The 26,712-nt window shown below is 38.8% G+C and carries 26 protein-coding genes and 1 pseudogene; 5 read left to right on the forward strand and 22 right to left on the reverse strand.

Annotation, left to right across the window (positions count from 1 at the left end; all coding sequences use genetic code 11):
* Positions 1 to 84 precede the first annotated feature (84 nt).
* Complete coding sequence (locus tag LS41612_RS15495) at positions 85 to 954, forward strand: YitT family protein (RefSeq protein ID WP_024364258.1); 870 nt, start codon at positions 85 to 87, stop codon at positions 952 to 954.
* 105 nt (positions 955 to 1,059) lie between these two features.
* Here LS41612_RS15495 and LS41612_RS15500 read toward each other — a convergent pair whose 3' ends face one another.
* The 21 genes from LS41612_RS15500 to LS41612_RS15600 all read right to left on the reverse strand — a co-directional run bounded on the left by LS41612_RS15500 (position 1,060) and on the right by LS41612_RS15600 (position 22,342).
* Positions 1,060 to 1,734 carry a zinc metallopeptidase gene (locus LS41612_RS15500; RefSeq protein WP_024364259.1) on the reverse strand — a complete coding sequence of 225 codons (675 nt, stop codon included), beginning with the start codon at positions 1,732 to 1,734 and terminating at the stop codon, positions 1,060 to 1,062.
* 60 nt (positions 1,735 to 1,794) lie between these two features.
* Entirely contained in the window at positions 1,795 to 2,391 is a 597-nt protein-coding gene (lhaT, locus tag LS41612_RS15505) for a lipoprotein heptaprenylglyceryl N-acetyltransferase LhaT (RefSeq protein ID WP_024364260.1), read from the reverse strand.
* Positions 2,392 to 2,596: 205 nt separating this feature from the next.
* Positions 2,597 to 3,370 (reverse strand): menaquinol-cytochrome c reductase cytochrome b/c subunit, encoded by a 774-nt coding sequence (locus tag LS41612_RS15510; RefSeq protein WP_024364261.1) that lies wholly within the window; start codon positions 3,368 to 3,370, stop codon positions 2,597 to 2,599.
* 42 nt (positions 3,371 to 3,412) lie between these two features.
* Positions 3,413 to 4,087, reverse strand: coding sequence for a menaquinol-cytochrome c reductase cytochrome b subunit (gene qcrB / locus LS41612_RS15515; protein WP_024364262.1), 675 nt, complete (start codon positions 4,085 to 4,087; stop codon positions 3,413 to 3,415).
* Positions 4,088 to 4,109: 22 nt separating this feature from the next.
* Positions 4,110 to 4,613: a QcrA and Rieske domain-containing protein gene (locus LS41612_RS15520; protein ID WP_024364263.1), complete on the reverse strand. Its 504-nt coding sequence runs from the start codon at positions 4,611 to 4,613 to the stop codon at positions 4,110 to 4,112.
* Between the two features lie 155 nt (positions 4,614 to 4,768).
* Positions 4,769 to 5,218 (reverse strand): DUF2487 family protein, encoded by a 450-nt coding sequence (locus LS41612_RS15525; protein WP_024364264.1) that lies wholly within the window; start codon positions 5,216 to 5,218, stop codon positions 4,769 to 4,771.
* Positions 5,219 to 5,369: 151 nt separating this feature from the next.
* The gene (locus LS41612_RS15530) at positions 5,370 to 5,927 is read right to left on the reverse strand and encodes a ReoY family proteolytic degradation factor (RefSeq protein WP_024364265.1); all 558 of its coding nucleotides are present in this window, start codon (positions 5,925 to 5,927) and stop codon (positions 5,370 to 5,372) included.
* Between the two features lie 14 nt (positions 5,928 to 5,941).
* On the reverse strand, positions 5,942 to 7,210 hold the full coding sequence (locus tag LS41612_RS15535; protein WP_029747404.1) for a tetratricopeptide repeat protein: 1,269 nt from the start codon (positions 7,208 to 7,210) through the stop codon (positions 5,942 to 5,944).
* A 287-nt stretch (positions 7,211 to 7,497) separates the two neighbouring features.
* Positions 7,498 to 8,787: a 3-phosphoshikimate 1-carboxyvinyltransferase gene (aroA, locus tag LS41612_RS15540; protein ID WP_024364267.1), complete on the reverse strand. Its 1,290-nt coding sequence runs from the start codon at positions 8,785 to 8,787 to the stop codon at positions 7,498 to 7,500.
* Between the two features lie 101 nt (positions 8,788 to 8,888).
* Positions 8,889 to 9,986, reverse strand: a complete 1,098-nt coding sequence (locus LS41612_RS15545; RefSeq protein ID WP_024364268.1) for a prephenate dehydrogenase — start codon at positions 9,984 to 9,986, stop codon at positions 8,889 to 8,891.
* Positions 9,983 to 11,083, reverse strand: a complete 1,101-nt coding sequence (gene hisC, locus LS41612_RS15550; RefSeq protein ID WP_024364269.1) for a histidinol-phosphate transaminase — start codon at positions 11,081 to 11,083, stop codon at positions 9,983 to 9,985. The genes LS41612_RS15545 and hisC overlap by 4 nt, the downstream gene beginning before the upstream one ends.
* 18 nt (positions 11,084 to 11,101) lie before the next feature.
* Positions 11,102 to 11,470 (reverse strand): chorismate mutase, encoded by a 369-nt coding sequence (gene aroH, locus LS41612_RS15555; RefSeq protein ID WP_024364270.1) that lies wholly within the window; start codon positions 11,468 to 11,470, stop codon positions 11,102 to 11,104.
* A complete protein-coding gene (gene aroB / locus LS41612_RS15560) occupies positions 11,467 to 12,558 on the reverse strand; it encodes a 3-dehydroquinate synthase (protein ID WP_024364271.1) in 1,092 nt (363 codons plus the stop codon). Before aroB ends, aroH begins: the two co-directional genes overlap by 4 nt.
* A gap of 3 nt (positions 12,559 to 12,561) precedes the next feature.
* Complete coding sequence (gene aroC, locus LS41612_RS15565; RefSeq protein ID WP_024364272.1) at positions 12,562 to 13,743, reverse strand: chorismate synthase; 1,182 nt, start codon at positions 13,741 to 13,743, stop codon at positions 12,562 to 12,564.
* Between the two features lie 375 nt (positions 13,744 to 14,118).
* Positions 14,119 to 14,889: a CheR family methyltransferase gene (locus LS41612_RS15570; RefSeq protein WP_024364273.1), complete on the reverse strand. Its 771-nt coding sequence runs from the start codon at positions 14,887 to 14,889 to the stop codon at positions 14,119 to 14,121.
* Positions 14,890 to 14,973: 84 nt separating this feature from the next.
* Positions 14,974 to 15,204: a hypothetical protein gene (locus LS41612_RS15575; protein ID WP_024364274.1), complete on the reverse strand. Its 231-nt coding sequence runs from the start codon at positions 15,202 to 15,204 to the stop codon at positions 14,974 to 14,976.
* 516 nt (positions 15,205 to 15,720) lie between these two features.
* Entirely contained in the window at positions 15,721 to 17,346 is a 1,626-nt protein-coding gene (locus LS41612_RS15580) for a long-chain fatty acid--CoA ligase (protein WP_024364275.1), read from the reverse strand.
* Between the two features lie 124 nt (positions 17,347 to 17,470).
* Positions 17,471 to 18,238 (reverse strand): 3-hydroxyacyl-CoA dehydrogenase, encoded by a 768-nt coding sequence (locus tag LS41612_RS15585; RefSeq protein ID WP_024364276.1) that lies wholly within the window; start codon positions 18,236 to 18,238, stop codon positions 17,471 to 17,473.
* Between the two features lie 14 nt (positions 18,239 to 18,252).
* A complete protein-coding gene (locus LS41612_RS15590) occupies positions 18,253 to 19,401 on the reverse strand; it encodes a thiolase family protein (RefSeq protein WP_024364277.1) in 1,149 nt (382 codons plus the stop codon).
* A 770-nt stretch (positions 19,402 to 20,171) separates the two neighbouring features.
* The gene (locus tag LS41612_RS15595; RefSeq protein ID WP_024364278.1) at positions 20,172 to 21,350 is read right to left on the reverse strand and encodes a DUF418 domain-containing protein; all 1,179 of its coding nucleotides are present in this window, start codon (positions 21,348 to 21,350) and stop codon (positions 20,172 to 20,174) included.
* 170 nt (positions 21,351 to 21,520) lie between these two features.
* The gene (locus tag LS41612_RS15600; protein WP_029747405.1) at positions 21,521 to 22,342 is read right to left on the reverse strand and encodes a MerR family transcriptional regulator; all 822 of its coding nucleotides are present in this window, start codon (positions 22,340 to 22,342) and stop codon (positions 21,521 to 21,523) included.
* Positions 22,343 to 22,487: 145 nt separating this feature from the next.
* On the opposite strand from LS41612_RS15600, the gene pssA reads away from it, so the two are divergent.
* The 4 genes and pseudogenes from pssA (at position 22,488) to LS41612_RS15620 (ending at position 24,792) form a co-directional block, all read left to right on the forward strand.
* Positions 22,488 to 23,027 (forward strand): CDP-diacylglycerol--serine O-phosphatidyltransferase, encoded by a 540-nt coding sequence (gene pssA, locus LS41612_RS15605; protein ID WP_024364279.1) that lies wholly within the window; start codon positions 22,488 to 22,490, stop codon positions 23,025 to 23,027.
* On the forward strand, positions 23,014 to 23,487 hold the full coding sequence (locus LS41612_RS15610) for a DedA family protein (protein WP_029747406.1): 474 nt from the start codon (positions 23,014 to 23,016) through the stop codon (positions 23,485 to 23,487). The genes pssA and LS41612_RS15610 overlap by 14 nt, the downstream gene beginning before the upstream one ends.
* A gap of 25 nt (positions 23,488 to 23,512) precedes the next feature.
* Positions 23,513 to 24,073, forward strand: a complete 561-nt coding sequence (locus tag LS41612_RS15615; RefSeq protein WP_024364280.1) for a GNAT family N-acetyltransferase — start codon at positions 23,513 to 23,515, stop codon at positions 24,071 to 24,073.
* A 117-nt stretch (positions 24,074 to 24,190) separates the two neighbouring features.
* Positions 24,191 to 24,792, forward strand: a pseudogene (locus LS41612_RS15620) (ABC transporter transmembrane domain-containing protein).
* Between the two features lie 289 nt (positions 24,793 to 25,081).
* On the opposite strand, the gene LS41612_RS15625 reads toward LS41612_RS15620, so the two are convergent.
* The gene (locus LS41612_RS15625) at positions 25,082 to 26,590 is read right to left on the reverse strand and encodes an SH3 domain-containing protein (RefSeq protein ID WP_029747407.1); all 1,509 of its coding nucleotides are present in this window, start codon (positions 26,588 to 26,590) and stop codon (positions 25,082 to 25,084) included.
* Between the last annotated feature and the right edge of the window lie 122 nt (positions 26,591 to 26,712).

Genomic DNA, 26,712 nt, shown 5'->3' on the forward strand with positions numbered 1-26,712 from the left:
AAATTTACACCATTGTTGTCAAAAACAATAAAATGACAGATAATAGAATCCACTACTTCATAGCTAAGAACTACAGGAGGTCTTATGTTTAAACAGATTAAAATACGTAATATTATCGCAATAATGCTCGGAGCAGCCATTTTTAGCTTTGGTTTTGTACACTTTAATATGCAAAATCATTTAGGTGAAGGCGGTTTTAGCGGAATTACCCTTGTTCTCTATTTTACACTAGGTTGGGATCCCGCATTACTTAATTTACTGTTGAATATTCCAATGTTTATTTTAGGTTGGCGCTTACTAGGTAAAAAATCTTTTATTTACACATTAATTGGTACCATTTCAGTATCAATTTTCCTGAAAATTTTCCAGAAATACCAATTCACTATTCACTTAGAGGATGATTTATTTCTCGTGGCATTGTTTGCCGGTATCTTCGTTGGACTTGGACTAGGAATTGTGTTCCGCTTCGGAGGTACAACTGGTGGTGTGGATATATTAGCACGTCTCGGACATAAATATCTAGGCTGGAGTATGGGGAAAACCATGTTTATATTCGATGCCATTGTTATTTTATTATCTTGGCTAACATTTTTAGATGCACGTTCAATGATGTACACGCTTGTCGCTGTATTCGTAGGTGCTCGTGTTATTGATTTTGTACAGGATGGCGCCTATTCAGGGCGTGGCGCACTCATTATTTCAGAAAAATCTAGTGCGATAGCGGATATGATTACTTTGCGCATGGAACGAGGTGTCACGATTTTAGAAGGTCACGGTCACTTTACAAAACAAGCAAAAGAAGTAATTTACTGCGTTGTTGGACGCAATGAAGTTGTACGCTTAAAATCGATTATTCATGAGGTCGATCCGCATGCTTTTGTCTCTATTTCAGAAGTTCGGGATGTTGCGGGAGAAGGCTTTACGCTGGACGATCAAAAGCAACCTTTACATTAAGGTTCACATATTGCAGTAGCGCAGATTAAATAGATTCTAAAATACTAGCTATGTAAATAAATTAAAAAAACTTGTTATAGTGGTTAACCCACTATAACAAGTTTTTTAGTCGTCACTACGCATATTTGTAAATATTAATATTAAACGTAATAATTCTAATACAGCTACTGCTGCTGCTGCCACATAAGTTAACGCAGCGGCACTTAACACTTTACGTGCAGGGCGTTCTTCTTCATTGGTAATAATACCAAGGGAATTCATTTGCACTAATGCACGCTTCGATGCATCGAATTCAACTGGTAGCGTAACTAATTGGAACACTACGCCTGCTGCTAATAGGACAATACCTAGTAATAACATGTTTGATAACCCAGAAAAAATACCAATCATAACGAATATCCAAGATGCGTTTGATGAAATATTTGCAACTGGTACAAGCTTACTACGTAAAGTAAGCATTGAATATGCCTCTTTATGCTGAATAGCATGACCTACTTCATGGGCAGCAACTGCTGCGCCAGCAACACTTGCTTCATAGAAATTGCTTTCTGATAATGCGACTGTTTTTGTCGCAGGATTGTAGTGATCAGATAACACACCTTGGGTTGGCACAACTCGCACATCGTACAAACCGTTCGCATCTAAGATCGCCCTAGCTACCTCAGCACCAGTTTGTCCCTTCATGGTACGTTCCTTTGCAAACTTTTTATACGTACCTTTTACCTTCATCTGTGCGTACAATGGCAGCAGCATAATAATCGCAAAATAAACAATATACATGCTTGTTGACAATTTTCTAACCCCTTTCTATCTCGATACTATAATTCTATAGAGATTTCCCTAATTGGGCAAATATTTGCGCCACCTAATTGAGAAAATGGCGATAAAAATACAAGCAATTGATAACCAAAATGTAAAATAGCCAATGATACTTGTATAGTCTGCTAAATCACGGTACATTGGCATTTGTCCAAATACATAGTCAATGACATCATTGTGCAAAGTCCATACCGCAGCAAAAGCAACATGCCAATATGAAAATACATATTTACCGATATAAAGAACACCTTGGACAGCCATCGCAAAATGTGAAGCAATCAGCATCCAACCTTGCCAGCCTATATAGCCCGTTTCAACTAGCGTCCAAAGATTCATCACATCCGCCCAAATACCATATTTAACCAATGTCACAAGCGCTAATACTTCCATCAATGGCCATCGTTTTCCTAAAATCCATGCCAGCAGCACAAAACAAAAAAATAAACTAGCAGTGGGACTATCTGGTACAAAAATATAAAAAATGGGCTTTGTTATCGCAAGTTGCCAACCATACCAGTAATAGCCGTAAATGGTTCCTAACAAGTTAATAAGCAGTAAAATGATTAAAAATGTTTTATGCGTAAGGAGATACCAAATGTTTGCAGACGTTATTTGCATGATTAAAACTCCTTTACTATCCGTCTATTCTAAGATGTCTTTTTTCCTCGATTTTTATGTATGATGTGACGGCTGCGCTTCTTAGTCCACTATGTCATATCGTAGTTTCCTTTCAAAGCTGTGCCTTATTAAGTATATCGTAAACATCCATATAATTTTGATAAAAACTAGAAAAAAAGAGTCAGTTTCCTGACTCTTTTTGAAATTATTCAGCTTTTAAGCTTTCGATAAACTCAGCAAGCTTTTGAAGATCTTCATCAGATCCTGTCCATAGACCTGCTGGCATTTTACCGCTAGGCGTACCATTGTGTGCGATATCAATTATTTCATCAGCTGTTAAGCCAGTGTTCATAAGTGTTGGCGCACCAGCACCACCTTCTAAGCCTTCACCGTGACATGTAATACATGCAGAGCCGGCATAGATTTGGTAACCTTCTGAGCCTTTATCGAACTCTACAGTTTCCACGATAGCACCTTGAATTTTTTGAGCTTCCCAGTCATGATTAACAACTGACTCCCAAGTTAAATAGAACATAGCAGCCAATGTTAATAACATAAACGCAGTTGGTAACGGACGTTTAGACGGACGGCGTTCTGGACTCTTATCTAAAAATGGCATTAATAATAGCGCTCCAAATGCTAGACCTGGAATGACAATTGCTCCGATAACATTATATGGACCAGAAGCAAATGAGTATTTTAAGAGTTGGTACATGAATAAGAAGTACCAGTCCGGTAATGGCGTGTATGCTCTTGTTGGATCAGCTGGCCCTTCAAGTGGAGATGGGTGAGCGACTGTTAACAGTAAATAACCGATTAAGAAAACAGCACCTACCATCCATTCTTTTAGTAAGAAGTTCGGCCAGAAAGCTTCAGTTTTACCTGGATATTCGGAATAATCCTTTGGAACGTTCGGCATTCTGTGATTCGCTTTGATACGAGAATCGCCGACAAATTTCATTCCTTTTCCGCGATGCATAGTGTCCCCTCCTTTAAAAAATCATCGAACCGTCAAGAAGTATTACAACGGCCCTGAAATTCCTTGACGACGAATCATGATAAAGTGTGCTGCAAGTAACCCAAACAATACTGCAGGCAAGAAGAATACATGAATCGCAAAGAATCGTGTTAACGTTTGAGCACCAAGAATAGTACTGTCACCCGCTAATAATACTTTAATCATCGAACCGATAAACGGTACAGATGCTGCAATTTCGATACCTACTTTAGTAGCGAATAATGCTTTCATATCCCATGGTAATAGGTATCCTGTAAAACCAAGACCCATCATTACTCCAAAAATACCTACACCAACCATCCAGTTTAACTCACGAGGTTTCTTATAAGACCCTGTGAAGAATACACGAAGCGTATGTAAGAACATCATTACAATTACTAATGAGGCTCCCCAGTGGTGCATACCGCGCACGATTTCACCAAATGCTACTTCGTTTTGTAAATAATAAACTGACTTCCAGGCATTCACGACGTCTGGTACATAGTACATTGTTAAGAACATACCAGAAAGAATTTGAATTACTGTGATGAAAAATGTTAATCCACCAAAGCAGTAAACGAATGCTGAAAAATGGTGTGCAGGGTTCACGTGCTCTGGCACTTCGTGGTCGGCAATATCACGCCAAATTGGTGTAATATCTAATCGTTCATCGACCCAATCATAAATTTTATTTAGCACTGAATTCGTACCCCCTTACAAATTAAACTAGAGTATTTGCTCTTGCTGGACCAATCATTAAATAACCATCTTTTTCTTGTACTTCAAATTCATCCAACGGACCTAGAGGTGGTGTACCTGCAATGTTTGCCCCGTTTTTCTCGTAACGCCCTGCATGACAAGGACAGAAGAATTGATCTGGGTGTGCTTTATCGCCACCCCAGTCCACCATACAACCTAAATGCTTACAAACTGGTGATAGAGCAATTATTTGGTCGCCACTTTTGTAAACCCAAGCTACGTTTGTAACGTTAGATTTGTACCATGCGTCAACTTGTTCAAAAGTAAAGTCAACTTTAATTGGCTGTTCAGTAATGTCGGCGACTTTATGTTCGGTTTTGATAAAATCCCCACCTTCATGCTTTTGTAAGACTGGGTCAATTGCAAAACGAACCATTGGCATCAACATACCTGCCGCCATAAATCCGCCAACACCAGTAAGTGTGTAGCTTAGAAATTGACGACGTGAAACTCGATTGTTACTCATCCTTTTCCCCCCTCTAACTTTAAAGGTCAGTCCAACGGACATACTTTTACAAATAGTAATACTAGGACATATCTATGATATATCAAGTCCATAGCTTGGTCAATATAGCATTCTGTGGAAACCTGGAGAATGTGAACATTTATTGAAACAAATTGCTAAATTTGTGACCATTTAGTCGAAAATACAGGGATTACTTGCCGTAACTGATCTTCGAGAATGGTGTTTTTCACGCCTTTATCCATGGATTCTAACGGAATAGCTGGCAACCAAATTATATTTACTACATCTCCAATATTTGTCCAAAAATGGTCACAAGTAATGAAGAACACATGCTTAAAACCAGCAGTATGTAATTGTGCTTCTAATTGCGCTGGCAATTCTTCGTTTTTCAAGGTCGTACTATATGAAAATGGTGGCATCACTAGTAAACGTCCTTTAAACTGTTGTTCAATAAAAGCCGTTAACGATAATAAGTAATCTGCTTCTGCGCCACTTTGCTTCAACTTTTCAGCAGCAAAATCGATCCCTACGAGTGGTACAATCGCTGTATCGATAAAATCCTTCTGCGCTAAAAAAGATGTTACATCGTTTGCATTAAAATACATCCAACAACCCTCCTTACGATTACAAAATAAAAATGCCCTTTTCCACTCTTTAATAGGATAACCAATAAAAAGTGAAAACAATCATTCACTAGTCATGTTACCATATAGAGGTGGAGAAAGGGCATTCAATTTTTACCTATTCGGCTTGAGATTATTGTAAATTAGCAGTTTCCTTTAAAACTTGTAACAAATTAGACAATTCATAAAATCGTTCTTCATCGCCCTTATCTAGAGCTTCATCAATTTGCGCAAGTAATTTTTCTTCTTGGAATACGAGTAAACTATTGGAAAGTAACTCTTCAGCCAGTAAACGATCCTTTTCACTAACAATCAATGTTTCTGGCATATAAGGGTTTTCTTCAAGAACTGCTAAGTATTGTGCACTTGGCGGTATATTTGGAAAGTTCAATTGTATATACATATCTTCTTGCTCATGTAAACGTAAGTCATGGAAAGATTTCTCGGCATCGGCTGTCATCACATTGCCTTTATAAAAACGAAATGGTACACCTGTTGAGTCTACTGTAGACATCACCATTGCTCTAGGACAATAGTGTGCTTCTTCTACAAACCGTATTCGTTTTAACAACTCATCATTACTTAATAAGTAATTTAAAATCCATACACACTCACGACGTTTTAATTGGTAATTTTTCAAAAACCAGCGAACAAATGCTTTTTTATCGACAACTGATACAGAAGCAGTCATACCCACTCCCTCCTTTACTCTAATTCTAAGCCTTCTAACATCTCTTGCCATTGTGGTTCACCTGGCTGAAGCTTGATTAAATGACCGATTACCTCTTTAACCTCTGAACGCTTGCCTTCTTCTAATAAGAAATAAACATATTTCTCTAAAAATGCTGCGTCTTCCTTAAAATCAGTATATGCCAAACGGTAAAATTCGTATGCACGGTCGTACAATTCTAAATTTGCATATGCGTCGGCAGCGTAAGGGTATAAAGTGTTCCACTCAAAATCATTTTTTTGCAATGTCTCAAATAATTCAACAACATCTTCAAAACGTTCTTGCTGTGTCAGTATAGAGATAAGTGTTAATACTGCCTCCATATATTCAGGATCTAAGGCAATCGCTTCACGTAAATAACTTTCAGCTTCATTTGGCAATGCATTTTTTAATGCCATTTTACCTGCGAATAAGAATAATGATTTGTCGTACTCATCACGCTTTAAACCTTCTTTAATGGCAGCATATGCTTTTTTATTGTCTTCCGTCATAGCATAACTTTCCGCAAGTAATAAATAAGCAGAGAAATAATCAGGATCCAATTCCTTTAAGTCCTCTAATTGTTTAATCGCCATTTCATATTTTTGTGATTGGAATGCAGCGTATGCTGCGCCAAATAAAATATCTGGCTTCACTTCGTCCTCAAGTGCTGCTAAATAATAGTCTAAAGCTGTTTCATAGGCAGCGCCTGCACGATATACTTCAGCTAATCGTTCAACGAGACTGATACCTGCAAAGTCTTCCTGCTGTTCATGTAATTCTTCATAAAGGCGTGCGGCCTCTAGAAAACGTCCTGTCTCAAATAACAGCTCGGCTTTAGCAAATTGTAGTAGTGGCTCATCAGGTAAGATGGCTAGCGCTTCATTAATGCGCTTTTCTGCTACCTCAAATAACCCTTGCATTTGATAATAATCAGCTAGCACTAGTAATGCTTGCGGGTACTCTGGAGCGGTATCTTCGACTGCTAACAACATGTCTAACGCCTCGTCCTCATCACCAAGCTCCATTAAAACATTGGCACGATCAATTTTTAATTGTGCCTCTTCAGGGAATAAAAATTGCAAATGCTCCAGTACACGGTCCGCTTCTTTCATATACCCATATTGCATAAAAACTTCCGCCAGTGCGTAAATTTCCTCAGGTAACTCCTTCATTAAAAAAGATTCGAGTAGCTGGTCTATTAAAGCTAAATCCCCTTGCTCAAGTGCTTGCATCATTTCAGTCATCGCATTATTCACAGTCATTCACCTATTCTTTCTTGTATATCTTTATGCTACAAAATATTTTCTTTCGAAACAAGAAAAAACTCCCCAAAAGGATTGGGGAGTCCAGACTTTAGACAACCCAAAGAATGACGCATTTGTCTACTGTCTTGTTTGATTAAAAATACTTTTACATTATTACTGCCTGTATTAATTGACAACCTACTGTAAAATACTAGAGTTACAGCCAACTGCTACATCAACTAAACTATCATGTAAGAAATTTAAACGATAGAGAATGGCAATAGATGAAAGCATACACTTGCAGACTATTTCTTCACAGCTTCAACATGCTCGAAAAACGATGGGTAGGATACAGCGATACATTCCGCATCATCTAATGTCACTGCACCATTCGTAATTAATGCTGCCACAGCGCCCATCATACCGATACGGTGGTCTCCGTATGTTTTTAGGCTAGCCCCTTGTAATGGCGTAGGCCCTTCAATCACCATGCCATCCTTAGTTGCTTCAATACGTGCACCAAGTTTTTGTAGTTCATCCACCACAGCCGTAATCCGATCTGTCTCTTTAACCTTAAGCTCCTCAGCATCTTTAATAATGGTTGTACCATGTGCTTGTGTTGCTAAAAGTGCAAGAATCGGAATTTCATCGATTAGTCGTGGAATTATATCGCCTTCAATAATTGTCCCTTTTAATGTAGACGTTTCAATTGTAATAGTTGCTGTTGGCTCAAATTGATTGTCTTCATTTGGCACTACTGTCATCGACGCCCCCATATTTCGAAGCACTTCAATAACCCCATCACGCGTTGGGTTAATGCCCACATTTTCTAAAACAACTTTACTATCTTGACAAATAGCACCCGCCACTAAGAAAAATGCTGCGGAAGAAATATCTCCTGGTACCGACACATGTGTTCCTAATAGTGTTTGTCCACCTTCAAATGAGATAACGCCTTCCTCCACAGTTAGTTGTGCCCCAAATTGACGTAACATGCGCTCTGTATGATCGCGAGAAATTTCCGTTTCGCGCACTACTGTTGTGCCTTGCGCACGTAAACCTGCTAGTAAAATAGCAGATTTCACTTGTGCACTCGCAACAGGCATTTGGTAGTCTATCGCTTGTAGCGTTGAACCCTGTATGGCAAGAGGTGTATATTGTCCATCTGCACGTCCCGTAATATGAGCACCCATTTGACGTAGTGGATCGATGACACGTCGCATCGGACGCTTCCCAATTGATGCATCCCCTGTCATTACAGAATGTACGTTAGAGCCTGCTAGAATGCCAAGCATTAAGCGAGTCGTTGTACCGGAGTTCCCTGTATAAAGCACTTCGCTAGGCTCTTGCCATGCTTCCATCCCTGCACTTTCAATTGTTACATTTGTACCGTCCACATCAATTTTGACGCCAAGCTTGCGAAAGCAATCAATTGTGCTTAAACAATCCTCTCCAAGTAGAAAGCCATCCACCGTTGTTTTCCCTGTTGCGATAGCGCCAAACATAACTGAACGATGTGACACTGATTTATCACCTGGGATTGTTAAGTGCCCTTGTAATGATGGTTTATGATACTGTAATACTTTTTCACTCATCGTTATCTCCCGCCTCCATATGAAGATAGAAAGCGCCGATATATCGACGCTTTCTTCATTATTAGTAATCCAACGTCTGTTCTTAACGTGAATGCACTTACCTATGAAATATATGTTTCAAATTTTGCACGCTGTTGAATACATGCAGCTGCACGCTCACGATCACTTTCACTTTGTAAACTAATGACAAGTATACCGAAGACATCTTCGCGAGATTCTACGATACGTAAATTAGTAATACTAATTTTTTCATCTGCAAGTAAACCTGTTACTTCAGAAATTACCCCTGGGTAGTCAGGAACATCGACATACAAATCAAACGACGTGAACATTGCCCCAGCACTAATTGGTAATTCATCACGAAGATCCTTAGCAATTGCAAAATAGTTTTCAATATCAGCAGAGCTTCCATTTAGTAAAAGCTCCTTCACACGATTCATTTCGGATTGCCATCCCTCAAGCTGAGCTACTAATTCATCACGATTTTGTAGTGTAATATCACGCCATAGTATCGGATTAGATGATGCAATACGCGTGACATCACGGAAGCCCCCTGCTGCCAGTGAGCGTGTCATCGGATACTCACCATTTTCTCCGCCTAATTGATGCACAAGAGATGCCGCAATAACATGCGGGAAATGGCTAACTACGGCTGTCATATGATCGTGCTCACGTGCAGATACACTAACAACTTTGGCATGAGTGAATTTCAATAGACTTTCAAGCTGGGCCATATTAATAATTTCTTCACCCGCTAGTGGTGTTAACATATAGTACGCATTTTCAAAAAGATGAGCCTTTGCCGCTAAAACACCACTTTTATGAGACCCTGCCATCGGGTGTCCACCGATAAAGGTAATGCCTAATTCACGTAACTCCCCAGCTTTTTGCATAATCATTTTTTTCGTGCTACCTGTATCTGTTACAATCACTTTATTTTTTAACGGCCATGTTTTTAATTGTTCCATCCACTCAAGTGTAGCGTTAACAGGAGTCCCAAATATAATGATATCAACTTCTGCTGCAACATCTTGTGGATTTGTCACAATGTCATGAACAATATTTAATGTTTTAGCATGTTCACGTGTTGTTTCGTCCATATCATAGCCTATAATTTTTGTGTTAGGTGCTTTTTGTAAAGCAAGAGCAATCGAGCCCCCAATTAAGCCTAAACCAATTACAAGAACTTTGCGTGTCATGCAAAAACTCCTTGTTCTTGTAACACGGCTTCAAGATGCTGTAACAACGCCGCATTTTGCGCTTCAGTACCAATAGTTACACGAATAAAACCAGGGGCACCTAAAGCGTTCCCACTGCGAATAATAAACCCGCGCTTCATAAGTTCCTGAAAAACAACATCACTATTAGCTTTCGTATCAAATAAAATAAAGTTCGTATCAGATGGGTAGTATTTCAAATTATGCTTTTCACAAAAATCAACATATTGCTTTTTACCTAGTTCATTTGCTTTACAGCAATTTTTAATATAGTCTTGATCATTTAATGCAATCGCCGCAACTGCTTGGCTTAAAATCGTATTGTTAAACGGTGCACGCACTGGATCTAGTTTAGCAATGACTTCAGGTTGACCAATTGCGTAGCCTACTCGGAAGGAAGCAAGACCGTATGCTTTTGAGAATGTGCGCATTAATAGTACGTTTGGATACTCGTTAATTAATGGTAGTGTTTCTTTATGACCAGGATGTGTCACATATTCGATATACGCTTCATCTAACACGACCAGTACATCGCTTGGTACTTTCGCTAAAAATGCTCGTAAATCCGTATCTGCAATGACAACACCTGTTGGATTGTTCGGGCTACATACCCACACAATTGAAGTATGCTCGTCAATTGCTGCCGCCATAGCATCCAAGTCATGTGCGCCATCAATACAAGGAATTTTACGAACTTCTGCGCCTTCAATTTCAGCATTATGAGCATATTGTGAGAATGATGGATCTGCCATGATTGTATTCACACCTGGATACAACAGCGCACGAGTAAGAATCGCAATAATATCATCTGAGCCATTGCCAAAAAGAAGCTGTGTTTCCTTGACACCTACATGATTTGCTACAGTTGTACGTAAGTTTTGCGCATAGCCGTCTGGATATAATGCATGGTTTACTGCACTATTGTGTAAATATGCTGTTACCTTAGGGGAGCAACCAAATGGGTTTTCATTTGATGCTAACTTTACGACTTCTTGTAAGCCAAATTCACGTTGTACTTCTTCAATTGGTTTACCTGGCTTATATGCTTGCATCCCGTCCAATTGTTGTTTCCATTTCATCTCAAACATCTCCTCTTATTATTTAGCTTGGGCTAAATCTGGTCTTAATTTGATTGCATCATTTAAATAAATATGCTTTACATCTTTTTGCGCCATTTCGACATTCGCATGAATTAAAACGCGTATGCATAATGGCAAAGCTCCAGGCACGTCCATTTCATGCATACACATGACAGGAACATACTGCCAGCCTTCCATTAACCTAACAGCACGCGCTGGAAACGCTGATGTAATATCCGGCGTTGTCGAAATGACAATAGAGGCAATATCCTCTACCGCAACACCGTTTACTGCTACTACTTCACGTACTAATCTAGCTGTCTCATCCCATACAAGCTCTGGCTTGTCCAATTCAATTGTAATTGCGCCTCTTAAACCACGAATCATCCAAGCACCTCCGCTAATAATTGGCGGAATTCTGCATCTATTTCTTTGCATTCTGCTAACTCAATTGGTCGCACAAAAGGTTTCCCAATTTCTTCTAGCAGGACAAATTGTAATACACCATATTCCGCTTTTTTATCTTTTAATAAATACGTTGTTAACTGTTCAAATGAATAATCATTCACCGCTTCGAAAGGATAGCCGTTTTTTACAGCAAAATGTAAAAATGCTGTTGTAAAGTCACGATCCAGCTTACCATATCGCTCACTCAGTAAAAGACAATACACAAGACCAATCATCACTGCCTCACCATGTGCGACTTTCCCATAACCTGCTGCTGCTTCAATAGCATGGCCATATGTATGACCTAAGTTTAAATATTTGCGCACAGATTGTTCCGTTTCATCTTCAGACACAATTTTCGCCTTTACCTCAATGCCAGCCTTTAGCTGTTGAGCCAATTCCGTTGTACTAAAATGAATGACTGATTCAGCCCCCATTAATTGCTGTAGCCAGGAAGCACTTGAAATCATCGCATGTTTTATGACTTCAGCTGTTCCCGAACGCACCTCACGCTCTGGCAAACTCTCAATAAAGAGCGTATCGTATATTACCCCTTCAGGCTGGTAGAAAGCACCAATCATATTTTTGCCTAGTGGATGATTGATAGCTGTTTTACCTCCCACTGCTGAGTCATGTGCTAAAATCGTCGTTGGGATTTGAATAAACGGTACTCCTCGCATATAGGTAGCTGCAACAAAGCCTGTTAAATCGCCAACTGCTCCGCCGCCAAAGGCAAAAATAAATGATTTTCGTGAACATTTTTGTTCAAGTAAGAAAGTTTGTGCTGCATTGTATTGCTCAAAAGTTTTACAAGCTTCACCACCCGGTAGCACAAAGACCTCAAAGTCATATGGGAAATGGCCCTTAAAATATTCCCCTTGGGCAGCCCACACATTGGCATCTGTAAAAACAATGAGTTTATCTGCTTTTTGCAGTTTATCGTCAAATGTTTTGACTGCTTCAGCTAAAAAATTATGCCCAAGCACTACTTCATACTGATGTGATGTTGTCGCTACTGGTACACGCATATATCAAAACTCCTTTGCGTAACGGCGTTGTTCTTCAATTTGAGCTTGTAGTTGTGGCAATTGATCTCCGTGGAATTGCTCCATAATCGCATTTGCTATTTCCCAGGCAATAACATGTTCGGCAACAACAGATGCCGCCGGTACTGCACAGCTATCAGAACGTTCAACACTTGCTTTAAACGGTTCTTTTGTTTCAATATCAACACTTTGCAAAGGTTTATACAGCGTTGGAATAGGCTTCATAACACCGCGAACGACAATTGGCATACCTGTTGACATACCGCCTTCTAAGCCACCAAGTCGATTTGTTGCACGTGTATATCCTTCTTCTTCTGACCAAATAATTTCGTCATGGACTTCTGAACCTTTGCGACGAGCCATTTCAAAGCCAATACCGAATTCAACACCTTTAAAGGCATTAATTGATAACATAGCTGCCGCTAATTTCGCATCAAGCTTGCGATCGTAATGCACATAAGAGCCAATACCAGCTGGCATACCCTCAACAATTACTTCAACAACACCACCGATAGAGTCACCTGCTTTTTTCGCCTCATCGATTGCCTCCACCATTTTTGCAGAAGCAACAGGGTCTACACAGTAACATGGATCTGCTTCAACAATCGTACGAATTTCTGCTACTGATTTCCCTTCAATTACAGAAGTGTCTGCCTTAATGCCTACGATTTCTGTAACATGTGACACAATTGATATACCAAGCTCATTTAATAATGCTTTAGCAACGGCACCAACAGCTACGCGGACAGTTGTTTCACGCGCAGACGAACGCTCTAAAACATTGCGTAAATCGCGATGCCCATATTTCATGCCGCCTACTAAATCTGCATGACCCGGACGCGGACGTGAAATCTGACGTTTTATATCTTCTGGATTAATATCCTCTGCTAATGGTTCGGCCCCCATAATTTTTGTCCAATGCTTCCAGTCATCATTTGTGACAACAAGCGCAACTGGAGAACCTAGCGTTTGTCCGTGGCGCACACCACCTACTATTTCTACTGTATCTGTCTCAATTTGCATACGGCGACCGCGGCCATGTCCTCCTTGACGACGTTTTAAATCATGATTAATTTTCTCTGCTGTAATTGGTAAAAGTGACGGTAAACCCTCAATTATCGTTGTTAATTGCGGTCCGTGTGATTCACCTGCTGTTAAATAACGCATAAACGCTTTCTCCCTTCAACTCGCTAAAGTATGTATTTTTCACTATAACATATATTCTCTAAAAAAACAGTCCTTTTACAAATGTCATACCACCTTGCTATTAATACGTTCAAATAAACAGCACAGTATTATATGCGAATATTCTGAACGATTCATTTAAAAAAAGAAGGTTTTCTAGTAACACATCCAACTATTCTAACGCTACACATTCTACTGGAAATTATCGGCAGCAAAATGGTGAACTTAATAAAAAAATACGCTTTTTGCTTATGACAAGCGAAAAGCGTACGATCATCTATGTCTAGTGTCTTGGCAATTTTATGTACGTGACAGTCATCTTGTTCACTGTACGAATGCTTTTCATCATATAGTTTGCTATTTTTTTCGATAGAAGAATGTATCCTCTACCTCAAATTCATAACGCGAAGGATTAAATATTTGCTCCGTTGAGCCGACAAATAAAATGCCATCTTGTCGTAATGCTTTACTGAAGTTTGCATAGATTTGATCCTTTGCTTCTTCGGTAAAATAAATCATCACATTGCGGCACACGATCAGATCATAATTGGCATCATAATGATCGTTAAGCAAATTATGCTTTTTAAATGTCACACAACGTTTAATTTCATCTTTCACTCGGTAGAAGCTTCCCTCTTGCTCAAAATACTTCGCCTGAATATCTTTTGGAACCTCTGCTAAAGAACGCTCTGGATAGACGCCCAATTTAGCTTTTTGAATGACATTTTCATCTAAATCTGTGGCGATTATTTGAATTTGCGATAACGGTACTAATTGTGATAATACCATTGCTAATGAATAAGGTTCTTCCCCAGTAGAACAGGCAGCACTCCAAATTTTCAAACGCTTGTTGGATTGCAATAACTTTGGAAAAATTTTCTTTTGCAATACTTCCCAGCGCTTTCCATTTCGATAAAACTCCGAAACATTAATGGTCATTCGATCTAGAAATTCATTCATTAAATCGCGATCTTGTTCAAGAGCCTTAAAAAAATCAACAAAATTACGATATCCCTTTTTCTCATAGAGTGAAGTTAATCGTCTTTTCATTTGCGCTTCTTTATATAACGCTAAATCAATACCTGTTTTGCGCTTAATACCTTCTACAAATTGTTCATAATCTGACATACGGTCATCTTCCCCTCTAGCGTCGTATTTCCATTATAGCGGAAAAATGCCTTTACTGAAATAGTCTTTCATGTGTATTCAAAGTTACCTCGTTGTATTTTTCTTCTCTTCTAATAGTAGCACTTTCGAATGTTCCAATTCTAGTCGCAGTTTTTCGGTTTCTTTTGTATATGATTCCAATCTTAGCTTCTCTAATTCCACTTCTTGTTCGATTGTCTTTAATTTAAGTTTTTGTCCCTTCGTACGCGCATCAGTAAATATGCCAGCCAAAGCGACCATAATGCCGCCAATAATAGCAACAATAGCGATTTCCATAATTTCTCTTCCCCCTATCTATAAAGATTATCTATAAAGATTATACGATAAAACAAGCAAATAGTTTCCTTTTTTAAGTGTACTCCATCCATTTTCTAATTAATCAACAATGGAAAAACACACATCTTTTGTTATAGACATCAAGCGTTTTCTCTCAACACAGCATCCAATGCAATAAAAGGCATCAAAAGAGAAAAAGTGTTAGATTGACTGCAATCAATCCAACACTTTTTCGCTATGCCGTTGTTGTCCGCTACGGCGGTGCTTTCCGCTCAGCACAGTAAGCCACAACCCTCGCTAACGCTCGGAATGCCAGCGTCTTACATTGTGTGCTGTTCTGAGCAGGAGTCACCACCTCCGCTACCAACAACTAGTGAACACTTCTAATTTTTTTATTGCAAGAGCATGAATAGCTAAGTTCTCCATATAGCAAAAAATTATGAACACCTTTCGTCTGTTTCTTAAATTTTTTGAGTTATGTCCCAGCTCCAGTCTATTACCATATTAATATAACTGTTAAATTTTCACACGATAATCTTTTAAATTTTCCCTTAACTTAGCTTTCATAAATTTGCCAACGGATGTTTTCGGCACTTCATCTAAAAAAACAACATCATCGGGAATCCACGTTTTATGGAACTGTGTACGCAAACTATCGAGCAGTTCCTCCTTCGTAATGGAATCTTTATATTCAGGCTTAGGAACGACACATGCCAGCGGACGTTCCAACCATTTCTCATGTGGAATGGCCACCACGGCCGCTTCAAACACTTTCGGATGTGTCATTAAGGCATTTTCAAGCTCCACAGATGAAATCCATTCCCCACCACTCTTAATCAAGTCTTTTGTACGATCTGTAATTTTAATATAGCCATCAGGGGTCATCACCGCAATATCTCCAGTATATAGCCACCCATCTTTAAAAGCTTCTGCCGTGCGCTCATCTTTATAATATTCACTAGCAATCCAAGGGCCTCTTATTGTAATTTCTCCCATCGTCTTGCCGTCCCATGGTACCTCACCATGTTCATTAACGATTCGCATATCAAGAAGTGGCATCGTGATCCCTTGCGTTGTGCGAACGTGCATTTTTTCGTCTGTCGTATAGTGTTCCATATGTGATAAGTAGGTCGATAAGCTAACAAGTGGTGATGTCTCGGTCATACCGTAGCCCGTAAAATACGGAATTTTTTGTTCTTCTTCAAAACCGCGCACAAGACCAATGGGCGATGCAGAGCCACCACAAATAATCGAACGTAACGACGATAAATCACGTGGTTGTTGACGTTGCGCTTGTAACACACCAAGCCAAATCGTTGGAACGCCCGCTGTTAATGTTACTTTGTACTGTTCAATTAAATCCGCTAATAGCTGCGGTGTAAACATCGGTCCAGGTAGTACTTGAGTAGCCCCAAATAACACGCTAGCAAACGGTAAGCCCCAAGCATTGGCATGAAACATTGGGACGACCGGTAACACGACATCACGTTCACATATCGCGATGCTATCAGACAGCCCAGCTGTAATGCTATGAAGAACAATGCTCCGATGTGTATAGACAACACCCTTTGGCATACCTGTTGTTGCACTTGTATAGCACATGCCAGCAGGTGCATTCTCCTCTATATCGTCTGGAAATTCAAAATCACCACTTGCCTCTGCAAGTAGTTCTTCATAAGACAGCGCATTGGGTAATAGCGAGTTTTGCAATTCCACTGCATCCCCCATAACAATAAAATACTTCACTGTTTTAAGCTGGGACACGATTGGTGCAATGACAGGAACTAGATTTTCATCAATAAGTAAAATTTCATCTTCTGCATGATTTATCACATACACGATATGCTCAGGCGCCAAGCGAATATTAATCATATGCAGTACTGCACCAGCACACGGTACGGCAAAATATGCCTCTAAGTGACGATGATGATTCCAAGCAAAAGTACCCACTTTTATACCTCGGTCCATGCCTAGTGTTGTTAAAGCATCCGCTAATTTACGAGTACGAATAGCAAACTCTTTATAAGTAAACTCATGAATCGTTGTAGGGCTTGTACGCGAATAGATTTTCTTCGCATGAAAGAATCGTTCTGCCCGACTTAAAAAACTTGTTAGTAGTAAAGGTGTATCCATCATATGCATAACATCGCTCCCTTTCATTATCCTGACGTTTATCACGTCCTAATTAAACCGAAGCTGACCGCTGCTACAAAACATTTGTTTTTATCGACGACTATTCATTTACATCATAAGTACTTCAATTTTATTATTTCGGTTGCATGCGTATCGCACCATCAAGGCGAATGACCTCGCCATTAAGCATAACATTATGAATAATACTTTCTACAAGCAATGCATATTCGGATGGTTTGCCAAGACGTTTAGGAAATGGTGTCATAGTTGCTAGTGCTGTACGAGCTGGTTCAGCTAGCGACGCAAACATCGGCGTTTCAATTAGCCCAGGCGCGATCGTCATTACTCGTATTCCTAACTCTGCAAGCTCGCGCGCAATTGGCAATGTCATCGCCGCTACTCCACCCTTTGAGGCACTATAAGCCGCTTGTCCAATTTGACCATCAAATGCAGCCACAGATGCTGTATTAATCATAACGCCTCGCTGCCCATCTTCATCAGGCTTATTATGCTGCATTTGTTCGGCTGCAAGACGAATAACGTTAAATGTCCCAATTAAATTGACAGCTATCACTTTCGAAAATAACTCAAGTGCATGGACACCTCGTTTTGAAATGACTTTACTCGCATCCGCAATCCCTGCACAGTTAACAGCTACATTAATCAGTCCAAATGTTGCTATCGCATGTTCAATGCCCGCTGCCACATCCGCTTCCTGTGTCACATCAACACGAACATAGCGGACATTATCACCTAATTCTTGCACAAGTGTCTGCCCTCTCTCATCATTGACATCAAAAATAACAGCTTTACCACCTTCTCCAACAATTTTCCGGACAGTTGCCTCCCCTAAACCTGATGCACCACCTGTTACAATCGCTACAACTTCATGACATTTCATCCCACACAACCCCTTTACATTTTTTCAATAATTGTGGCATTTGCCATACCCATACCCTCACATATAGCAATGAGGCCATAGCGTAAATTTTCACGTTGCATCCGATATACCATTGTCGTTAACAACTTCGTACCCGTTGCTCCTAATGGATGCCCTAAAGCAATAGCACCACCATCTGGATTTAGCTTTGCTGGGTCTGCACCGATATCATGTAACCAAGCAAGTGGCACAGGAGCAAAGGCTTCGTTGACTTCATACGTATCTATCTCTTCAATTGTCAGTCCTGCACGTTTCAAGGCTTGTCTTGTAGCTTCAATTGGACCCGTAAGCATAAGCGTCGGATCAGAGCCTACCACAACGCGTGTAACAATTTTTGCAAGCGGTTGAATGCCAAGCTCTTGTGCTTTTTCTAACGACATCAGCACGACAGCCGATGCCCCATCACTCATTTGGCTTGCATTACCGGCTGTAATAACCCCTTGCTCTTGAAAGACGGTTTTTAAGTTATTTAATCGTTCCATCGTTGTATCTGCTCGAGGCCCTTCATCGACATTAAATATGGTAACCGTTCCGTCTTCTTGTGTGAGATGGACAGGCATGATTTCCTGTTGAAAAAGACCTGCCTCAATGGCTGCTAAAGCTCGCCTATGACTTTCATAAGCAAAATGATTTAAATGGTCTTTTGAAAATTGCCATTTTGCCGCCATTTTCTCAGCTGATAACCCTTGATGAATAATCGTATAATTTTCTTGTAAGCGTTTGCCTTTATGGGCACTCTGCATATTTGAAAACATTGGCACCCTTGTCATACTTTCTACACCACCAGCAATGACAGTATCCATATCACCTGCTAAGATAGCTTGTGCGCCAAAATGCACAGCTTGCTGGCTAGAACCGCATTGTCGATCAATCGTGACGCCAGGAACTTTCTCTGGGAAGCCTGCCATTAATAACGCTGTGCGGGCAATATTTGCACCTTGCTCACCTGATTGCGTCACACAGCCGAAAATAACATCCTCCACTTGACCTTTGTCAATCCCTGCACGCTTTACTACTTCTTGTAATACATCTGCTGCTAAATCATCTGCACGTACATCCTTTAAAGCGCCTTTACTACGCCCAACTGCGGTACGAACAGCTGCTACTATTACTACTTCTCTCATATCACTACCCCTTTTCTAAAACGTTTCTGTCATTCCCCTTAATGCATTACGTTTAAGTTTATTTGCTTGCTAGAAAATATATACCGCTTTATAAAACTATTTACTAGCAACGAATTATCTGAATATTATAGCATTTATCTAAAAAAAGTTATAGCTTATAAGGATTGCACTCGCAGCCAAAACAGATGGAAAGTTTGTAAATTCATTTGTCTTTCAATAGCTATTTTGTCACTTATTATAGCGCCTTCCATTGTTATGCTTTCTCCAAGTGTGTCAAGAAAGGATTTATTAAACATAAAAAAGAAAAGATGACCATTCTGTAAGATTAAGTACAAGTAATTGTACATAAAGTCTTATTTAATAGTGTTTAGCTTATAATGTTACACTTTTAATAAAAATGCACATTACTAAATGCTTTAATTTAGTGGCGTACTATTTTATTTTGCAATCTTTCTCATTTAGATTTGTTAAAAGACTGCACATTTTACAAATTGCCCTCTAATGAATATGAGCTCTGATTCTTGTTACAGAATCGCGTCCGATTGTGGAATAACGTTTTTTTTTGCTAAAGCCCCTAAGTAACCCTGCCTTTATAAACTTCCATTTCAATAAAATCAACATCATTATAATAGACAGAATTAACTTCAAGTTAGGTATATTTTATATCAGGATTTTTTAAAATTACTCAAATAATGTGAAAGACGATAAACATAGAATTGAATATGTTTTATCGTCATCTTACCTTGAATCGCTATATTACATAATTTAAGTTAATAAGGCATTTTTTGTTTTTTGAACGTTGGCTTTTGCCCATATGTCCCCCAACGCCAAATGTATTCAATAGGCCCGTATTGGAAGCGTGTCATCCACCATTTACTTAAAAGTGTTTGAAAGATAAAGAACGCAAATACTAAGACAAAGCCAGCTGTATAGGAAATACTGCCGTATAGACCCAATCCGTAGCTATAAAAAATGAACGTCATGGCAATAGACTGAAGTAGATAATTACTCATCGATAGACGTCCCACATTCGCGAATGGTTTTAATAGCTTTTGCCCAATTGTCGTTTGTGTCGATAATACAATCACTATCATGTAAAATAATGCGATGAATGCACCACTAAATTGCTCTTGCATGATCACAAGGAACAGGCTATCCATATAAAAGGAAGATGCTATTCTCGCACCAAGTCCAAAAATAAGTCCAGTTATTAGTAAACCAATCAATAAGCGTTTGTGGTTGTCGACATCAACAAGCCATCGTAACTTCGCAAATGCCGCACCTAATAACATAAGTCCTAAAACACCAATTCCAAGTGTAACAGCACTCATTTCTAAATTCATATATGCCCAATCAGTAGCCCGCTGTTTTAAAATTTCTAAAACACTACCACTGCTATAGTTTTGAATTGATGTCTGAACAGCATCTACATTTTCACTAAAATGTTCTTGAGAGTGCATTGATAAAAACGTTGTAAATAAAACGGGAATACAGTAAATCACAACGCCAACACGTAACAACATTTGACCACTTAGTCGATAAAACAAAATAAAGAAAAAACCTGTAATAGCATACGTGATTAAAATATCACCATTCCAAATAAGAAAGGCATGTATACAGCCAATTATTAATAGGATTGCTAGTCTACGTGCAAAAAAAGCAGGGAAATAAATCCCTTTTACTTGTGAACGGTCTGCAATAATCATTGCCCCGTAGCCAAATAAAAAGGCAAACAGTGGGTAAAAATTGGCTTGTGCAAATAAGTCAACGATTCCTTGAAAAAATTTATCCATTTTACTTGGCCAATATGTAAATGAATCTAAGTAAAGAAACGGACTATGGAATGTAGGCATATTGACTAGCAAAATTCCAAGTAATGCAAATCCTCGTAGAACATCAATAGAAATTGTTCGACTTTTTTCGGGTAAGGGGGTAAACTTTTGTGTCATTTTTGTGCCTCCAGTAAAAAAGTATCGGTCGTTATGATAACGACTAATCGTGAGTGTAAAGTATGGAGTAACTCTAGAGTAAAGGGTGTTTCAAGATTTTTTTTGAGGGGTGAAAAAAAACGCCTATCCATCAAGATAGACGTAACGTATAACAAACTTTAAAGACGTTGCTAACTCACCTCACGCGATTTTACTTTTACACTAATTTTTGTAATATAATCCTTTTCTTCTTTTGCTGCAATGGAATGTAGGAAATATTCCTCGTATATATCACTGTCCAATTTGAATTGCGCCTTTTCCAAATAATTGAGTAACGTATCATACGTTACTGCGATTTCTTCATAAGTTCCTTGATGATAAATGATTGCATAATATCCTGCTGGCTTCATTTTCGCTGAAGAGTCGTTTAGGCGACAAAAGAGGTAGCTTTTTACTGCAGGCCGTACCTTCATAAAGTCTTCTTTCGGATAAACTACACCGTATGCCGCCGTACTTTTAACGCCGAGCCTTTTTAAAAATTGGCTAGATTGTTCATACAGTTGTTCCATTGATACCGTCCAATCTATTTTCTCCTCGCTATACACAACGGGTTCGGCTGGTAATTGCTTCACTAAGACTTCACCGAATGAAATTTCCCCCATCTCCTTTGTTAGGGCAACTGTACGTTCAAGGAAAAACTGAATATCTTCCAATTTTTGAATTTCTAATGCGACTTTTTCGTACTGTTCCATTGCTAGTTGTTGTAACGATTGGATATTAGGTGCATCAAAATACGTTTTGAGTTCTTTAATCGGTAGCTCAACTGCACGTAGTGACTGAATGGCTACGAATTGTTCGAACTGTTCAAACGTGTAATAACGATAACCATTATTGTGAGTTCCTGCTGGTTTAAATAAATCAATTTTATCGTAATACAGTAACGTATCCTTGTTAATTTCAAGCAGCTTGGCAAACTCGCCAGTGGAAAATGTTTTTTCGGTCGTTTTTTTCATTACTTTTCACTTCTTTCTTTACTCTGGAGTCAATCCACACTTTACACTATTTGTTGTGAAGTTAACACGAAATTATACATGAGACAAGCCATAACTTACGTAAGGGTTGGATTCACTGTCTTAAAGTAAGAGAGGAGATGGTTTGATGCGACAGCAGCTATTACCTACGATGCTGACACTTTGTAACTTCGCTTGTGGGGTACTAGCGATATACGCCGTTTTTGAACAAAAATTTGATATTGCAATTGCCTGTATTAGTTTAGGCTTATTATTTGATTTATTCGATGGATGGACAGCACGAAAATTGAATGCTGTTTCCTCCTTTGGAAAAGAGTTAGATTCACTTTCAGATATTGTGACATTTGGGGTTGCACCAGCGATTTTAGCATATCAACTTGTTTTAACACAGTTTGGGCAATTTGGTTTAGGAGTTGCTCTGCTTTATAGTATCGGTGCGGTGCTTCGCTTAGCCCGATTTAATGTGATGCAAAATAATTTACCAACGTTTGTCGGACTACCTGTTCCAGTAGCAGCCATTGGGTTATTTTTAGGTACATCGTTTATGTCACCGAGGTTATTAGCAGTAAGTACATGTTTTCTTGCTTGGTTAATGGTGAGCCATCTGAAATTCCCTCACTTTAAGAAAATAAAGAAAAATGAGGAAGAAGTTCATGACGTTCATTGATCAGTTAATTGAAAACTATGGGTATACAGCAATATTTATTATACTTGCTCTCGGACTATTTAGCCTACCGATTCCTGATGAATTGATGGTATTACTTGTCGGTTATTTTACGAAAATCGGCTTATTACATTATAGCTTTTCACTGTTAGCGGTGTTTAGTGGCTCCCTTATTGGTATGTTGGTGAGCTATGTACTTGGTAATAAGATTGGCCGTCCGTTGCTGGATCGGCTTGGGAAATGGTTTAGACTATCTCGGAAATGGAATAGTAATGTGGCGAACTGGATTGAAAAATACGGCGCCCCTGCCATCATTGTGAGCTATTTTATTCCTGGTATGCGACACGTTGCAGGGTATCTTTGTGGGATGTCGTATATATCTCTAAAAAAATACATGTTATATGCAGGGATAAGTGCTTTCCTATGGAGTCTACTGTTTCTAACAATCGGGCGAATTTTTTAATCAAAGATAGAAAGGATTTATATAAATGACAACACAAGAACAAATAACATTAGCACCTGTACTGAAAGAAGAGCTAACAATATTTAAAGAAGAATTACAAGAGGCGTTCATGAAAGGGTTACAAGATAGTTTATTTGAGGCACAAAAACCAACTGAAATGGGACTACTCCCGTCTGATGAGGATTTCGAGCATTCGCTTACTGCAAATGAGTCGGTCGTGCGCCAACTTGTTCAAAACGGCGAAAGAATCGGTGGGGTTGTCTTAAAAATTAATAACGACACGCAGCGAAACGAAGTGGACTTCCTTTATACAAAGGCTAATGCACACGGCAAAGGTCTTGGGACAAAGGTGTGGCAGACAATAGAAGCAGCGTTCCCAGAGACGAAAGTATGGGAACTACACACACCGTACTTTGAAAAACGTAATATTCATTTTTACGTGAATAAGTGTGGATTTCACATTGTAGAATTCTATCACCGAGGAAATCCAGGTCCGAACGTTGAAGGTGAAGAGCCTGAATCTGATGAAGAATATGAGTTTTTCCGTTTTGAAAAGGTTATGACGAAAGCGAGTAGTGAAACGTAATGCAGGGCAAGGTGTCACAGCTTTGGACACTGATGAATCGCAGTTAAATTGCGAAGGGTCGATTAGTGTTTTTAGTTATCATTAGCTTAAGCAGGGCTTGCTGTATCATTGCTAACGATGAAGCTGATTAATCAAATTTCAGCATCTGGCTTTGCAGTGAAGTCGCTACTACCAGTCATTGCAATTTTAATTGTACAGGCGATATTAAGTGCTGTTCCGTTTTATATGATGCGTCGCTTAGGTGAAAAGGTTGTCGCAAATTTACGTACAGAAGTGTGGGACCATATGCTACATTTACGTTTATCGTATTATGATGCGCATGAATCAGGCGAAACGATGAGTCGGATTACGCAGGATACAAATGTCTTGAAGGAATTTGTGACTGAGCAGTCGTGTCCTTTGTATCAGGGCTTTTCGCAATTCTTGGTGCCGTTGTTTTTTTGCTATGGATTGACTGGAAAATGATACTGCTGTTACTCATTCCAGTCCCACTAACGATTTTTGTGATATATCCATTAGGTGAAAAAATGTACGCTATTTCGAAAGCAAATCAAGATGAGCTAGCATTCTTCAGTGGACGTTTAGGGCGTATTTTATCCAACATTCATCTAGTATTCTCTTCTTTTAAAATACATTATATAACTACATCTATAAATGCAGGAGCTATTGATTTCTATGAGGCAACCAAATTTCAAGGAAGGTTATCAAAAATTATGTAGGTGAAAGACAAAATCGAATCGTTTTTCAAAGAGTATTTAATCATTAAGATTTTATTTAGGTGGACTTTAAAATTTCAAACCTTCGTTTGGCGCATTTCATAAAAGAACGTTATTCAACAATATGGCCCGATTGTGGAATAGGAAGAAAAGTGCTAATAAAATAAAAAGACGAAACCCTTTTGGGTACCGTCTTGAACAATCATAATGTGTAACATTATATTCTGTTGTTGTAAAAATAATTATAGATAAATAAAATTTTATAGTCACCTTTTCACTTGTAAGTAGCAATTTAGTTATTAAATATTTGTTCGTAACGGTGGAAGAATGCCACTGTGTGCGCTCTTGCTAGAGAATCATTTGGTTTAAACTCTTCATTTGTTTTAGTAGTTGTTAAACCATTATCACGAAGGAATTTAATAGCCTCTGACTGAGATACGGTCTTACCATAATGCATTGAAGCTAAGATACGAGCGAAGTTACCTCGTGTGATATCCTTCCCTGCAATGGCTTGTTTGGATGCTGTGTTTGCACCTAGGACAGGTAGAGAGTATTTTGTAGCCAGTTGGTAGTTTACGTCTCCATACCATGAAGTATTAGCTTTCGTTAAAGCTAGTTCTGATGGTTTGAAGTAACGGAATAGGATAGATAACATTTGGTTTTCCGTTAAGTTCGTGTACGGTTTAAGTAAGTTTTCGTACTTACCTGTTGATGGGTTTTTCACATTTGGGTATCCACTTATGATACCGATGTTGACTGCCCACTTAAAATCCTCAGCCCAGTATTGGTTTGCATTGTAATCAGCAAACTTTGATACATCAACGTTGCCCGTTGTGGGCGGTGTTACTGGAGGTGTTGGTGTTGCAGCTGAGTAGTTTAAATAACTTGATGCTACATAGCCCTCTGTCCCGTCACTTCTTTTCACAGGATACCACACAAAATGGTTTTTCTTCATTGATACTTTTTCATATTCAAAAGGACCTGTAATGGTAACAATTTCACCTTCACGTAAAGTACCCAAAGAAGGACTATCCGTAGTAGGTCTTGTCCTAATTGTTACATTCGTTATTGCACTAACCTTTTGATTTTTTTCAAAATAATACTTAGATTTTGTTAATGGTAAATCAAAGTCATAGTTCATCGTTGAAAATTTAATATTTTCCCTGCTGTTAGAGTCATATTGAAAATGTTCACGTGAAAAAGGCAGCTCTGTTAAGTCTATTAATTCCAATTTATTAATAATACTGAGAATTCTTTCTTGATAGGCATTGGTATTTCTTTCACCAGTTGCTTGAACAATTGGACTATTTACTGGCTTAGTACCGTTATAAGCCATGATAGCGAAGTACCAATGTTCCAGTACATCTCTTTCTCCACCGTTGATGCTAGGTAAATCCTTTCGCTTAAACATATTATCTAGCGTCTCTACACCAGCTTGAATATTATAGACAATATCGCTTTTTAGTCTATCTTGGTTGTAGCCTGCTTGATTTGTAATTTGCATAATGCCTATTCCATTATCAGCTGTCACAATTGCTTCACCATTCTTATCAAAATGACGCCAATTTCCACTTTCACCTTCCGCTATTGCCTTCACAATTTCAGGAGGAACATCATATTTCAGTGCTGTTTCAGTTAACAAACAGTTCATTGTGGAATAATCAGGGTTTACTTTCGATGTCGAATTATACGCACATGTATTTGCAATATTATTAGCGAATACATTTTTATCGATGTTTATAGATAGAGAGAGGGTACCAATGGCAATAACACTAATCAATGGTTTCAATATCTTTTTCATATATGATTATTACACTTCCTTTCATAAGTATTTAAAGTTAAAAGATTCAAATATATGTTATCATAAACCCAATATTTGAGATAGAGGTATTAGTCATTTATTCCTTAATTTAACATAGTAGA

This window comes from Lysinibacillus sphaericus (genome assembly GCF_002982115.1).
Taxonomy (GTDB): Bacteria; Bacillota; Bacilli; order Bacillales_A; family Planococcaceae; genus Lysinibacillus; species Lysinibacillus sphaericus.

Bases quoted from the DNA above. Each gene is read 5' to 3' on its own strand.
- LS41612_RS15495 (WP_024364258.1), top strand. From the start codon at position 85: ATGTTTAAACAGATTAAAATACGTAATATTATCGCAATAATGCTCGGA.
- LS41612_RS15500 (WP_024364259.1), bottom strand. From the start codon at position 1,734: ATGTATATTGTTTATTTTGCGATTATTATGCTGCTGCCATTGTACGCA.
- lhaT (WP_024364260.1), bottom strand. From the start codon at position 2,391: ATGCAAATAACGTCTGCAAACATTTGGTATCTCCTTACGCATAAAACA.
- LS41612_RS15510 (WP_024364261.1), bottom strand. From the start codon at position 3,370: ATGCATCGCGGAAAAGGAATGAAATTTGTCGGCGATTCTCGTATCAAA.
- LS41612_RS15520 (WP_024364263.1), bottom strand. From the start codon at position 4,613: ATGAGTAACAATCGAGTTTCACGTCGTCAATTTCTAAGCTACACACTT.
- LS41612_RS15525 (WP_024364264.1), bottom strand. From the start codon at position 5,218: ATGTATTTTAATGCAAACGATGTAACATCTTTTTTAGCGCAGAAGGAT.
- LS41612_RS15530 (WP_024364265.1), bottom strand. From the start codon at position 5,927: ATGACTGCTTCTGTATCAGTTGTCGATAAAAAAGCATTTGTTCGCTGG.
- LS41612_RS15535 (WP_029747404.1), bottom strand. From the start codon at position 7,210: ATGACTGTGAATAATGCGATGACTGAAATGATGCAAGCACTTGAGCAA.
- aroA (WP_024364267.1), bottom strand. From the start codon at position 8,787: ATGAGTGAAAAAGTATTACAGTATCATAAACCATCATTACAAGGGCAC.
- LS41612_RS15545 (WP_024364268.1), bottom strand. From the start codon at position 9,986: ATGACACGCAAAGTTCTTGTAATTGGTTTAGGCTTAATTGGGGGCTCG.
- hisC (WP_024364269.1), bottom strand. From the start codon at position 11,083: ATGAAATGGAAACAACAATTGGACGGGATGCAAGCATATAAGCCAGGT.
- aroH (WP_024364270.1), bottom strand. From the start codon at position 11,470: ATGATTCGTGGTTTAAGAGGCGCAATTACAATTGAATTGGACAAGCCA.
- aroB (WP_024364271.1), bottom strand. From the start codon at position 12,558: ATGCGTGTACCAGTAGCGACAACATCACATCAGTATGAAGTAGTGCTT.
- aroC (WP_024364272.1), bottom strand. From the start codon at position 13,743: ATGCGTTATTTAACAGCAGGTGAATCACACGGACCGCAATTAACAACG.
- LS41612_RS15570 (WP_024364273.1), bottom strand. From the start codon at position 14,889: ATGTCAGATTATGAACAATTTGTAGAAGGTATTAAGCGCAAAACAGGT.
- LS41612_RS15575 (WP_024364274.1), bottom strand. From the start codon at position 15,204: ATGGAAATCGCTATTGTTGCTATTATTGGCGGCATTATGGTCGCTTTG.
- LS41612_RS15580 (WP_024364275.1), bottom strand. From the start codon at position 17,346: ATGCATATGATGGATACACCTTTACTACTAACAAGTTTTTTAAGTCGG.
- LS41612_RS15585 (WP_024364276.1), bottom strand. From the start codon at position 18,238: ATGAAATGTCATGAAGTTGTAGCGATTGTAACAGGTGGTGCATCAGGT.
- LS41612_RS15590 (WP_024364277.1), bottom strand. From the start codon at position 19,401: ATGAGAGAAGTAGTAATAGTAGCAGCTGTTCGTACCGCAGTTGGGCGT.
- LS41612_RS15595 (WP_024364278.1), bottom strand. From the start codon at position 21,350: ATGACACAAAAGTTTACCCCCTTACCCGAAAAAAGTCGAACAATTTCT.
- LS41612_RS15600 (WP_029747405.1), bottom strand. From the start codon at position 22,342: ATGAAAAAAACGACCGAAAAAACATTTTCCACTGGCGAGTTTGCCAAG.
- pssA (WP_024364279.1), top strand. From the start codon at position 22,488: ATGCGACAGCAGCTATTACCTACGATGCTGACACTTTGTAACTTCGCT.
- LS41612_RS15610 (WP_029747406.1), top strand. From the start codon at position 23,014: ATGACGTTCATTGATCAGTTAATTGAAAACTATGGGTATACAGCAATA.
- LS41612_RS15615 (WP_024364280.1), top strand. From the start codon at position 23,513: ATGACAACACAAGAACAAATAACATTAGCACCTGTACTGAAAGAAGAG.
- LS41612_RS15625 (WP_029747407.1), bottom strand. From the start codon at position 26,590: ATGAAAAAGATATTGAAACCATTGATTAGTGTTATTGCCATTGGTACC.